Below are 11,188 nucleotides of genomic sequence, written 5' to 3'. Positions count from 1 at the left end.
TGCAGGGCTACGACCACATGGCTTTCCTGCTGGCCTTGGTGCTGCCGCTGCAACTGCGCCTGGGCCGGGCGGCGGCGTTGGTAGAAGGCCGCAGCCCCTGGTGGTCGCTGCTGCGCACCATCACCGCCTTCACCGTAGGCCATTCCATCACCCTGGGGCTGGCCACCTTCGGCTGGACCGAGGCCTCGCCCCGCTGGGTGGAGCCCGCCATTGCCGCGTCCATCGCCTTCACCGCGCTGCTCAACATCTATCCGGTGCGGGTGCTGCGCTCCGAGCGCCTGGCGCTGGTGTTTGGCCTGGTCCACGGCTACGGTTTCGCGGGCCTGTTGATCGAAGCTGCAGCCCCCGCGGGCTTGTTGCCCTGGGCGCTGGCCGGTTTCAACCTGGGCGTGGAAGCCGGGCAACTGACCGCCGTGACCGCCTGGGTTTTGCTGTCGCAGGTGGTGGTGCGCCAGCCCTGGTATGGCCGGGTGGTGGTGCGCGGCGGCTCGTGGCTGCTGGTGGCACTGGCCGCGTACTGGTTCTGGCTGCGGGTAGCTTGAATCTGAAGGGTGGGATCGGGCGGCGACTCGCCCATTCCTGGATCCGATCGGGTAGTCCCCTATTTTTATATGAAATGGGCCGTTAGTGCATGTTCTACCTATGCATTTTGCTATTTATTTAGTAGCAATTTATGCCGGCAGCCCGCAGCGCAAATTAGTAACCTAGGTTATCATTTGCGCCCATGCCTGAAAGCTTTGCCCCTTTTGAATCGGCCATCAAGGCCATTGCCACCCAAATACCGGGTGCGCAGCCGCGCGAGGCGATTCTGACGCGGCTGCTGCTGCACATCGGCACCCGCCTGGGCGAGGTGGTCGATGTCAAGCTGCGCGAACTCGGGCTGAACTACACCACCTGGACCACGCTGGTGGTGCTGTACAGCCATCCGGGCCACCGCATGCTGCCGTCGGAATTGAGCACCTTTATCCACACCTCGCGCACCCACTGTTCGCGCATTGCCGACGACCTGGCCAAGAAAGGCTGGGTCGAGCGCGTCGCCAGCGAGGTGGACCGGCGCGAGGTCTACATGCAGCTCACCGATGCGGGCCAGGCCCTGGTGGAAACGGTGCAGCCCCAGCGCCGCCAGCAGTACAGCACGCTGTGGGCCGGGTTTAGCGCCGAAGAGATGGACCAGTTTGACCTGCTGCTGCGCAAGGTGTTGCGCTATGTGGACGGGTGACAGCCGCTCCTTTTTTTTATGCATATGGTGACCTATGTCACTATCACCTCCGTCACCATTTCACCTTCTGCACCCTAGACACCCATGGCCCTAACCGCAACAGCCACCGACACCGCCGCCCCTCCGCCCGACTTGGCTAAACACCGCAAGCTGGTTACGGTGGCGATCATGCTGGCCACCGTGATGCAGACGCTGGACAGCACCATTGCCAACGTGACGCTGCCGCACATGGCATGCAACTTGTCGGCCTCGCAGGACCAGATTTCCTGGGTGCTCACCTCCTACATCGTGGCCGCGGCGATTGCCACGCCGCTGACCGGCTGGATGAGTGGCCGCTTTGGCCGCAAGCGCATCTTTCTGATTTCGGTGGTGGGCTTCACCGTGGCGTCGGCCTTGTGCGGGCTGGCCACGTCACTCACGCAGATCGTGCTGGCGCGCCTGCTGCAGGGGCTGCTGGGGGCGGCGTTGGTGCCCTTGTCGCAGGCCATCATGCTGGACACCAACCCGAAGAAAAAGCATGCCCAGGCCATGGCCATCTGGGGCATGGGCGTGATGATTGGCCCCATCCTGGGCCCCACGCTGGGCGGCTGACTGACCGACAACTTTAGCTGGCGCTGGGTGTTCTTCGTCAACATTCCGGTGGGCATTTTGTCGTTCATCGGCATCCAGCTCTACATCCGCGAAACCGTGGTGCAGACCAAGCTGCGCTTCGATGTCTACGGCTGCGTGGCCCTGAGCCTGGCGATTGGGCTGCTGCAGATGTTTCTGGACCGGGGCGAGCTGCTGGACTGGTTCAGCTCGCTAGAGATCCAGCTGGAAGCCGCCGGGGCGCTGGTCAGCTTCGCCTTCTTCATCGCACTCACGGCTACCGCCAAGGAGGTGTCGTTCTTCAATGTGCAGTTGCTCAAAGACCGCAACTTCGTCACTGGCCTGGTGCTGTACTTCATGGTGGGGCTGCTGCTGTACGCCACGCGGGCCCTGCTGCCGCCGATGCTGCAGTCGCTGATGGGCTACCCCGTCATCACCGCGGGCTTGGTGATTGCGCCCAGCGGCATGGGCACCATGGTGGCCATGATGTTTGCCGGGCGCTATGCCAGCCGCGTCGATGCGCGCGGCATGATCGCTTTGGGGTTTGCGCTGACCGCCTGGTCGCTGTGGCAGATGTCGGGCTACACCTTTGACACCCCGCAATCCAGCGTTGTGTGGTCCAGCGTGATCCAGGGCCTGGGCCTGGGCTTTGTGTCGGTGCCGCTCACCACCATGACGTTCTCCACGCTCAACCCGCTGTACCGGCCCGACGGCACCGCCATCTACAGCCTGTCGCGCAACATCGGCAGCAGCATCGGCATCTCGGTGATGCAGACCCTGCTAACCCGCAACACCGCCTTGTTCCATTCGCAAATGGTCGAGCACGTCAACCTGGCCAGCCCCGCCGTGCAGGCGGGTCTGCCGGCCGTCTACAACCTGGCCACGCCGCAAGGCCTGGCCGCGCTGAACAACGAAGTCACCCGCCAGGCCAGCTTTCTGGCCACCCTGAACGACTTCAAAATCATGATGGCCGTGACCCTGCTGTCCATCCCGTTGCTACTGCTGATGCGCAAACAAAGCCACGCAGCCACGCCGCCGGTGGAGGCGCATGTGATGGAGTGAAGGAATTTATAGAAAAAGTGCCTCTAGTGCAGACGTCAGCTACGCTAGTAGCTATTAACTTTATAGCTTTTGCGGAGGAGTCCGGCACAGCGCCAAATGCCCATTCAAAGCCCGCCCGGCCGCCAAGCCCGCCCGCGTCACATCCGCCAGCAGTAGCTCGGCCCCGCGCCCAGCCTGTACCAGGCCGGTCCCGTTCGGTGCCGCCACGCAGCTCAGTCCGTTGTAGACCAAATCCCCCTCGCTGCCGCAAAAGTTGGCATACGCCACAAACAGCTGGTTCTCGTAAGCCCGCGTGGGCACCAGGTGCTGGGCGACGAAGTCAAAGCCCTCCATATTCGCCGTGGGCACCACGATGAGGTCGGCGCCTTGCAGGGCTAGGCGGCGGGTGTTTTCGGGGAACTCCACATCAAAACAAATCAGCAGGCCGAGCTGCCAGCCGTGGAAGCTGAACAGCGGCTCGTCGCCGGGGCCGGGGCTGAACATGCCGCGGTCCAGGTCGCCAAAGAGATGGGTTTTGCGGTAACGGGCCAGCATCTGGCCCTGGGCATCGATGCATTGGGCGGCGTTGAAGATGGCTCCAACATCGTCGTGTTCGGGATGGCCGAAGGCGATGGCGATCTGGTGCTGCCGGGCGATGGCGGCCACGGCCTGGGCGCGGGGACCGTCAGGGCGTTCGGCCAGCACGGCAGCGGCGGGGCCGCCGATGTTGTAGCCGGTCAAAAACATCTCGGGCGTGACCAGCAGGTGGGCTCCGGCGGCGGCGGCCTGGGCGGCGAATGCGTCCAGCCGCGCCAGGTTGGCGGGCACGTCCAGCGGCAGGGAAGGGCACTGCAGCAGCGCCAAACGTAGATCGTTCGGCAGGTCGATCATTCCGGCAGTTCCATAGGGCCAATCTCTTTGAACACATCGCCGGGGCCGGGGTTCTCGGCGTGGGTTTTTCCACCGAAGTGGTGCAGGATGCCCCACACCGCGTTCAGCGAAGTCTGCACCGCGCCCTCCACCCAGGCGGGGGTCCAAGACACGTCGTCGCCCGCGATGAAGATGCCGCGCTCGCTGGCGGGTTTGTCGTCTTGCATGAAGTGGGCAAACATGCGCTGGTTGTAGCGGTAGTGGCCGGGCAGCGCGCCTTTGAATGCGCCCAGAAAGTGCGGATCGGCCTCCCACGAGACGGTGATGGGGTCGCCGATGATGTGGCTGGCAATGTCCACCTGCGGGTAGATTTTTTTCAGGGCATCCAGTGCCAGCTTGACGCGCTTTTCGGGCGGCTGGGGCAGCATCTTCAGCGCGTCGCCCATCCAGGCGTACGACAGGCAGATCACGCCTGGTTTGCCGGGGCCGTTGTCGAACAAATAGGTGCCGCGGGTGAGGCGGTCGGTCAGCGTCATGCTCAGGGTGTCGCGGCCGGTGACGGGGTCTTTGTCTTTCCAGAACGGGCGGTCCACCATGACGAAGGTTTTGCTGGACTGCATGTAGCGCGTGCGGTCCAGCGCCATCCACATTTTTTGCGAAAACAGCGATTCGTCGCAGTCGATCTGGGTGGTCAGCAGCCAGCTTTGGCAGGTGGTGAGCACAGCGGCGTAGCTGCGCGTGTCGCCCCAGCGGTCGGTGACCGCAATGTTGCCGTCGCTTTGGCGCTGGATGGCCGCCACACCGGCGCGCGGTGCACCGCCGTGCAGGCTGGCCAGGGTGGTGCCTGCGGGCCAGTGGGCCAAGGTGTCGGGCACCAGCTGCCACAGGCCCAGCGGTACCTGGTCGGCACCGCCGACGATCAGGCGCTGCGCGTCGTCGCAATTGGTCATCACCACGCGCAATATTTCGAGCATGGAGTTGGGAAAGTCCGAATCCCAGCCGCCGGTGCCAAAGCCCACTTGGCCGAAGACTTCGCGGTGCTGGAACGACAGCCCAGCAAAGGCCTCGGAAGTGGCCACAAAGTCGTAGAAGGTGCGGTCGTCCCACAGCGGCACCAACTTGTTCCACAGCGCCTTCAGCGCGGGCACGTCGCGGCTGCGGATGGCGTTTTGTACCGCCTCGAACTGGGCACCGTCTTCCAGCGCGCGGGCCCAGGCGTCGGCCACTTCCTTGAACATGGGCGGCAGGTCGGCCAGCTTTTCGGCGTAGTAGGTCTGGCCTTCCAGATCGACCACGGTGCTGCCGCTGGCGGGCGTGAGCGGGTTGGGGAAGGGCTGGCTCTGCAGGCCCAGGGCGTTGACGTAGTGGTAGAACGCGGTGCTGGACACCGGGAAGCGCATGCCGCCCAGCTCGGCGATCACGCCCTGGCCGCCCTCGAACGGCTGCGAGCGCAGGCGCCCACCCATTTTGGAGGCCTCGTACACCACGGGTTTGAAGCCCAGCTTCATCAGCTCGTAGGCGGCCACCATGCCCGCCATGCCCGCGCCAACGATGGCGACCTCGGCCCCATGGTGCTGGGCGGGCAGGCTGCCCAGCCCGGCGGGGTGGGCAATCCAGTCGTCGAAGGGAAACGGAAAATCGGGGCCGAAAATGGTGACGGGCGCTTTGTCAGCGGCGGTGGCAGTGTGGTCGAGTGGCATGGCAATGGTGCAAGTGATCGGTATAAGTGTATATTTTGCTCAAAATATTGAGCGTTTGGGGAAATTATTTATGCTGGATGGTCCGTTTGATGTGGGGAGCCGCTTGCGCCAGGTGCGCATGGTGGCGGGCTGGTCGCAGCGGCAACTGGCGGAGCGGGCGGGCGTGCCGTCCAGCCAGATTTCGACCATCGAGCAGAACAAAAGCAGCCCCTCGGTGGCCTCGCTGCGCAAAATCTTGAGTGGCGTGCCGCTGACCATGGCGGAGTTTTTCGAGCCCGACCAACCCCAGGCCGATGCCGTGTTCCACAGCCCGGCCGACCTGGTGGATTTGACATCCCGCCTGACCCGCCACGCCCCCGGTGCCAGCGGCGACCGCACGCTGACGCTGCGCCAGGTGGGCAATGCCCGCGCCCACAACCTGCAAATACTGCAAGAACGTTACGCGCCCGGTGCCGATACCGGTGTGGACATGCTGGAGCACGAATCGCACGAGGGCGGCATTGTGCTTAGCGGCGAGATCGAGCTGACCGTGGGCGAGCAGGTGCGGGTGCTAAAGGCGGGCGATGCCTATTTGTTCGACAGTAGCCTGCCGCACCGCTTTCGCAATATCGGCGACAGCGTGGTCGAGATTGTGTCGGCCTGCACGCCACCATATTTGTAGTTTGCTATTGAAAATGTAGCTACTGGCGTAGATGGTATTTGCGCTAGAGCCTTAAAAAGCTTGTGGTTTTTTCGTGGGGCGAATGCACGTGGGTCCGGCGCTGCGCTCGATTTCGGCCAGCAGGTTTTTGCCCCAGCCCAGCGCAAACAAGGCCTCGCCGGTGACGAACATCGGCCCGACCAGCAGGCCCACCAAATCGTCCATAAACGCCGGTTTGCGGCCCTCAAAGTAGTGCCCGATGAACTGCAGCACCCAGCCCACCGCAAAGCTACCTAGGCCCCAGCCCAGCCAATGGGCTACGCTGCCGCCCGCCACTTGGTGGGCCAGCGCGATCAGCAGGCCATTGGCCATACTAACGGCCACACCCAGTAACAGATTGCCCCGGCTGAGGTACCACAGCGTGCTGAGTATCCAGAGCAGCCAGGCGGCGGTGAGCGGATTACCGTCCAGCTGCCAGCGCGCCAGCAGCACGCCGATGCCGAACACGATCAGCGGAATGCCGACGTAGTGCGTGGCGATGTTGCGCCGGTCGCGGTGGTAGTGCGCGTACTGCACCATCAGCACGGTGGCGGGGCGGAACAGGGATGCCATGGGGGTCTCCTTCTTTTGGGGTGTATGGCATGCTAAGAGTGCGAGCCCGCAGCGCGCTGTCAAGTGCACGACACCCAGGGTTTACACCGCCTAGGACACCTGCGGCACCCGCCGCAATTGCAACGCTGCCAGCGACGCGTACAGCGGCGCGCTGACCAGGCGTGACACACCGCTGGCCACCAGGGCGCTGGCCATCAGGCTCAGTACCAGGCCGTGGCCGTCCACCATTTCCATCACGATGATGAACGAGGTCATGGGGGCCTGGGTCACCGCCGCCAGAAAGCCCGTCATGCCCAAAGCGATGAGCGTGGGCGCGTTGACGTAGCCGGTCAGCAGGGCGATGTCGTTGCCCAAGGCCCCGCCAATCGCCAGCGAGGGCGCAAAAATACCCGCGGGCACCCCGGCCCAGGTGGTGAGCCAGGTGGCGATGAACTTCAACGGCATGAACAGCGGCGCGGCGTCGCCGTGGCCCTCCAGCAGGGCGCGGGTGTGGCCGTAGCCGCTTCCGTAAGTGGCACTTTGGCTCACTACACCCAGCACCGCCACGGCGAGCCCGCAGGCGGCGGCAAACCGCACGGGCGCAGACTGGCGAAACCGGGTAAACGCATCGGCCGAGCTGCCCGACAGTGACACCACCAACAGCCGCGCAAACAGCCCGCCCGCCAACCCGCAGCACACCGTGACCAGCAGACCCGGCAGCAGCAGCGCCATGCTTAAATTTTCAATGTGGATCACCCCAAAATAGGTGGTGTTGCCGTACACCGATACGGCCATCAAACCACTGAGCACAATCGCCGCCAGCAGCAGGCCGCTGCTGCGCTGTTCGGGCCTGCGTGATAGCTCTTCAATGGCAAACATCACGCCGCCCAGCGGGGTGTTGAACGCCGCCGCGATGCCTGCCGCGCCGCCGGCCAGCAGCAGGCCGTGCTCCGACACCCGCGAGCCCTTGGGCAGTCAGCGGCGCGCGTGGTGCATGACTCCGGCAGCAATCTGCACCGACGGGCCTTCACGCCCCAGCGACAAACCGGCCAGCAGGCCCCAGGCTGTCAGTAGCGCCTTGGCCAGCGCCAGGCGCAGCGACACAAACAGCCCGCGCGCTGCGGGTGGCACCTCGGGGGTGAGGGCAGCCATCACCTGTGGAATGCCCGAGCCCGCGGCACAGGGGGCAAACCGCCGCGTCAGCCAGACGATGGCCGCGGTGCAGGCGGGGGTCCACAGCAGCGGGGCCCACCAAGCCTGTGCGTCCAGCACAGAAAACATCTGCAGAGCATGTTCCGTCAACCAGGTAAAGGCCACCACCGTCAAACCTGCCAGTGCGGCAAACCCCAGCACCACGCCGCGCCCGGCCCACAAACGCTAGTCGGCCACTTCTTGCTGGAGGGCAGTGAAAATGCGGGGATGCGGCTGCATGGGTTGGCCTTGGTAGGATGGGAATTACATTTGATGCAATATATTAGATTGTAGGGTGCTCCACGCCGCAGGGTGGACCGCCCATTGGCCTCTATCATCGCGCTATGCTGTCACTCCAAGATACCTCTGAGCACCCCGCCACCACAGCCCAGGTGCTACGCCGGTTTCGGGTGGTGTTCAACGCGGTGCGCAGCCACTTTCAGCAGGTGGAAAACCAGGTGGGCCTGGGCAGTGCGCAGGTGTGGGCGTTGAGCGTGGTCAGGGACCAGCCTGGGATCGGCATGGGGGGCTTGGCCAAAGGCATGGACATCCACCAAAGTACCGCCAGCAATCTGGTCAAAGCCCTGCTGCGCAAGGCGCTGATCCGCATGGACAAAGCCCCGGAGGATTGGCGCAATGTGCGGTTGCATATTCTGCCCAGTGGCATCGCCGTGCTGGACCAGGTGCCCGGCCCGTTCGCCGGTGTGCTGCCGCTGGCGCTGGGCAAGCTGCCCCAGGCCAGCCTGCAACGGCTGGACCAGGATCTGGCCGAACTGATCGTGCTGCTGAAGGCTGACGAGCAGGCCGGTGGGATTCCACTGGCCGAGCAATAATTTTTTAATGGATCTATCCGAGTACTTCTGCATGCAACCCACTGCCCTCCAACTCGCCGCCGCCGTCCTTTTTGGGCTGGCACTGCTGCACACTTTCGCCGCCAGTTGGTTTGAAACCCTGGCCCATCGGTATCCACTCCACTCGGGGCTGTTCCACATCCTGGGCGAGGTCGAGGTGGTGTTTGGCGTCTGGGCTTTTGTGCTGATCGTGGTGATGGCGGTGTTGGGCAATGGGGCCGATGCGCTGGCCTACGCCGAGTCGCGCCAGTACACCGAGCCACTGTTTGTGTTTGTGGTGATGGTGGTGGCCGCCTCGCGCCCGGTGCTGGAACTGGTGCAGCAGTGGCTCAGCAGCGTGGCCCGTGTGCTGCCGCTGCCCACCCCCGTAGCCATGGCCTGGCTGGGCATGGCCCTGGTGCCGCTGCTGGGCTCGCTGATCACCGAACCCGCAGCCATGACCCTGGCCGCGCTGATCCTGGCCCCGCTGGTGTTTCGCCAAGGGCCACCGGAGTGGCTCAAATACGGGGCTTTGGGCGTGCTGTTCGTGAATGTATCGGTCGGCGGCACGCTGACCTCGTACGCCGCACCACCGGTGCTGATGGTGGCATCCGTGTGGGGTTGGGACAGCGCTTTCATGGCCAGTACCTTTGGCTGGCGTGCTTGCATCGCGGTGCTGGTCAACGCCAGCGTGTTGGTGTTTTTATTGCGCCCGTACCTTAAGACTACGGCCGCCGCCAAGCCCATGGCGACCCGGCCCGTGCCGCTGGTGGTGAGCCTGATCCACCTGGCATTTCTAGCCGGGGTGGTGGTATTTGCCCACCATCCGGTGGTGTTTATCGGCCTGTTTGTGTTCTTCATTGGCTACACCCAGGCCTACGTGCGGCACCAGAGCCCGCTGATTTTGAAAGAGGGCCTGCTGGTCGGGTTCTTTTTGGCGGGCCTGGTGGTGCTGGGCGGCATGCAGCAGTGGTGGCTGCAGCCCATCGTTTCCAGCCTGGCCCCCACGGCGCTGTTTTTTGGCGCACTGGGTTTAACGGCGCTGACCGACAACGCCGCGCTGACCTATCTGGGCTCGCTGATCGAGGGCATCAGCGACCCAGCCAAATACATGCTGGTGGCGGGTGCCGTGGCGGGCGGCGGTTTGACGGTAATTGCCAACGCACCCAACCCGGCCGGGGTGGCGCTGCTGCGCAAAGGCTTCAACGACGAGTCGATCGGGGCACTGGGTCTGCTGGCCGGGGCAGTGCTGCCAACGGTAGTGGCGGCAATTTTGTTTTTGCTGTGATTTTGATAGCTATTGGTACATGATGGACGGGCGCTAGAGGTCATTTTTATCAGAATCAAGCATATGGACGCACACACACGCAGGTATTGCACGGTAGCCGCTGGGGTTTTGCTGCTCACGCTGGCAGGTTGCGCCACCGCGCCGCCGTCGCGCCCCGCCACGGCGGGCCCCATGGGCCCCTCGCGCTTGACGGTGGAAGAGGCCAACGATGTGACCCTGTACGCCATCAGCCTGGTGGGCACGCCCTACCGCTACGGCGGCAACACGCCCTCAACCGGGTTTGACTGCAGCGGCCTGATTGGCTACGTCTACAAATCCCAAGCGGGCCTACCGGCTCCGCGTACCGTGGCTGCCCTGGTCAACTGGGGCCAGGCCGTGCCTGCCGATGCGGTGCGCACCGGCGACCTGGTGGTGTTTGCCCCGCGCGGCGCGGCCACGCATGCGGGCATCTATGTGGGCGAAGGGCGGTTTGTGCACGCGCCGTCCACGGGCGGTGAGGTGCGGCTGGACCTGCTGATTTCCAGCTACTGGTCTCGCCAGCCCACCGCGTTTCGGCGGCCCTGATTTTTGGAGGTATTTGATGGCAGGCCCTGGTATCGCCTTTTGGCAAGCGCGTTTCGACACCCAGCAAACCGGCTGGGACCGCGGTGGCCCCAGTCCACAGTTGCTGGCCTGGCTGGACAGCGGCGCATTGCAGCCATGCCGCATCGCCGTGCCGGGCTGCGGTGGTGGCTGGGAGGTGGCCGAACTGGCCCGGCGCGGCTTTGAGGTGGTGGGCCTGGACTACACCCCGGCGGCAGTGGCGCGCACGCAGGCGCATCTGCAGGCCCAGGGGCTGGCGGCCGAGGTGGTGCAGGCGGATGTACGCAGCTACCTGCCTGCGCAACCCTTTGACGCGGTGTACGAACAAACCTGCCTGTGCGCCATCCACCCTGACTCCTGGTTCGCCTACGCAGGCCAACTGCGGCAGTGGTTGCGGCCCGATGGCAGCCTGTGGGCGGCCTTCATGCAAATGCCCCGGCCCGAGGCCATGGCGCAGGGGCGGGTAGAGGGCCCGCCGTACCACTGCGATATCAACGCCATGCGCGCCTTGTTTCCCAGCGCCCAATGGGACTGGCCCGCGCCGCCATACCCCCAGGTGCCGCACCCGGCTGGCATGCACGAGCTGGCCGTGCGCCTGGTACGCCGTGCGGAATAACCGTTGTAACCCCACACGAAATTTTGTAACCA

Annotated in this window: 10 protein-coding genes and 2 pseudogenes; 8 read left to right on the top strand and 4 right to left on the bottom strand. The window is 64.4% G+C overall.

The window, feature by feature from the left end:
- The 3 genes and pseudogenes from Q0T48_RS15315 to Q0T48_RS15305 form a co-directional block, all read left to right on the top strand.
- On the top strand, window positions 1-542 hold a 542-nt coding region (locus Q0T48_RS15315; protein WP_295957688.1), incomplete at its 5' end, for a HupE/UreJ family protein.
- A gap of 182 nt (window positions 543-724) precedes the next feature.
- Window positions 725-1,219 (top strand): MarR family transcriptional regulator, encoded by a 495-nt coding sequence (locus Q0T48_RS15310; RefSeq protein ID WP_295957686.1) that lies wholly within the window; start codon window positions 725-727, stop codon window positions 1,217-1,219.
- A 168-nt stretch (window positions 1,220-1,387) separates the two neighbouring features.
- Window positions 1,388-2,869: pseudogene (locus Q0T48_RS15305) on the top strand (DHA2 family efflux MFS transporter permease subunit).
- 60 nt (window positions 2,870-2,929) lie between these two features.
- Here Q0T48_RS15305 and Q0T48_RS15300 read toward each other — a convergent pair.
- A complete protein-coding gene (locus Q0T48_RS15300; RefSeq protein ID WP_295957684.1) occupies window positions 2,930-3,739 on the bottom strand; it encodes a carbon-nitrogen hydrolase family protein in 810 nt (269 codons plus the stop codon).
- Window positions 3,736-5,418 (bottom strand): NAD(P)/FAD-dependent oxidoreductase, encoded by a 1,683-nt coding sequence (locus Q0T48_RS15295; RefSeq protein WP_295957681.1) that lies wholly within the window; start codon window positions 5,416-5,418, stop codon window positions 3,736-3,738. The genes Q0T48_RS15300 and Q0T48_RS15295 overlap by 4 nt, the downstream gene beginning before the upstream one ends.
- Before the next feature lie 70 nt (window positions 5,419-5,488).
- Here Q0T48_RS15295 and Q0T48_RS15290 point away from each other — a divergent pair, with 70 nt between their 5' ends.
- Complete coding sequence (locus tag Q0T48_RS15290; RefSeq protein ID WP_295957680.1) at window positions 5,489-6,079, top strand: cupin domain-containing protein; 591 nt, start codon at window positions 5,489-5,491, stop codon at window positions 6,077-6,079.
- A gap of 51 nt (window positions 6,080-6,130) precedes the next feature.
- On the opposite strand, the gene Q0T48_RS15285 is transcribed toward Q0T48_RS15290, so the two are convergent.
- Window positions 6,131-6,670: an Mpo1-like protein gene (locus Q0T48_RS15285; protein WP_295957678.1), complete on the bottom strand. Its 540-nt coding sequence runs from the start codon at window positions 6,668-6,670 to the stop codon at window positions 6,131-6,133.
- A gap of 90 nt (window positions 6,671-6,760) precedes the next feature.
- Window positions 6,761-8,023 (bottom strand): annotated as a pseudogene (locus Q0T48_RS15280) (chloride channel protein).
- A gap of 161 nt (window positions 8,024-8,184) precedes the next feature.
- Between Q0T48_RS15280 and Q0T48_RS15275 the strand changes: the two are divergent.
- From Q0T48_RS15275 to Q0T48_RS15260, 4 genes are all read left to right on the top strand, one after another.
- Window positions 8,185-8,673 carry a MarR family winged helix-turn-helix transcriptional regulator gene (locus Q0T48_RS15275; RefSeq protein ID WP_295957676.1) on the top strand — a complete coding sequence of 163 codons (489 nt, stop codon included), beginning with the start codon at window positions 8,185-8,187 and terminating at the stop codon, window positions 8,671-8,673.
- 31 nt (window positions 8,674-8,704) lie between these two features.
- Complete coding sequence (locus Q0T48_RS15270; protein ID WP_295957674.1) at window positions 8,705-9,958, top strand: putative Na+/H+ antiporter; 1,254 nt, start codon at window positions 8,705-8,707, stop codon at window positions 9,956-9,958.
- A gap of 63 nt (window positions 9,959-10,021) precedes the next feature.
- Entirely contained in the window at window positions 10,022-10,522 is a 501-nt protein-coding gene (locus tag Q0T48_RS15265) for a C40 family peptidase (protein WP_295957672.1), read from the top strand.
- A 16-nt stretch (window positions 10,523-10,538) separates the two neighbouring features.
- Window positions 10,539-11,156 (top strand): methyltransferase domain-containing protein, encoded by a 618-nt coding sequence (locus Q0T48_RS15260; RefSeq protein ID WP_295957670.1) that lies wholly within the window; start codon window positions 10,539-10,541, stop codon window positions 11,154-11,156.
- The last annotated feature ends 32 nt before the right edge of the window (window positions 11,157-11,188 follow it).

The organism is Rhodoferax sp., from assembly GCF_025354435.1.
GTDB lineage: Bacteria > Pseudomonadota > Gammaproteobacteria > Burkholderiales > Burkholderiaceae_C > Rhodoferax_B.
This window is presented reverse-complemented; position numbering and strand designations above follow the sequence as displayed.

Bases quoted from the DNA above. Each gene is read 5' to 3' on its own strand.
- Q0T48_RS15310 (WP_295957686.1), top strand. From the start codon at position 725: ATGCCTGAAAGCTTTGCCCCTTTTGAATCGGCCATCAAGGCCATTGCC.
- Q0T48_RS15300 (WP_295957684.1), bottom strand. From the start codon at position 3,739: ATGATCGACCTGCCGAACGATCTACGTTTGGCGCTGCTGCAGTGCCCT.
- Q0T48_RS15295 (WP_295957681.1), bottom strand. From the start codon at position 5,418: ATGCCACTCGACCACACTGCCACCGCCGCTGACAAAGCGCCCGTCACC.
- Q0T48_RS15290 (WP_295957680.1), top strand. From the start codon at position 5,489: ATGCTGGATGGTCCGTTTGATGTGGGGAGCCGCTTGCGCCAGGTGCGC.
- Q0T48_RS15285 (WP_295957678.1), bottom strand. From the start codon at position 6,670: ATGGCATCCCTGTTCCGCCCCGCCACCGTGCTGATGGTGCAGTACGCG.
- Q0T48_RS15275 (WP_295957676.1), top strand. From the start codon at position 8,185: ATGCTGTCACTCCAAGATACCTCTGAGCACCCCGCCACCACAGCCCAG.
- Q0T48_RS15270 (WP_295957674.1), top strand. From the start codon at position 8,705: ATGCAACCCACTGCCCTCCAACTCGCCGCCGCCGTCCTTTTTGGGCTG.
- Q0T48_RS15265 (WP_295957672.1), top strand. From the start codon at position 10,022: ATGGACGCACACACACGCAGGTATTGCACGGTAGCCGCTGGGGTTTTG.
- Q0T48_RS15260 (WP_295957670.1), top strand. From the start codon at position 10,539: ATGGCAGGCCCTGGTATCGCCTTTTGGCAAGCGCGTTTCGACACCCAG.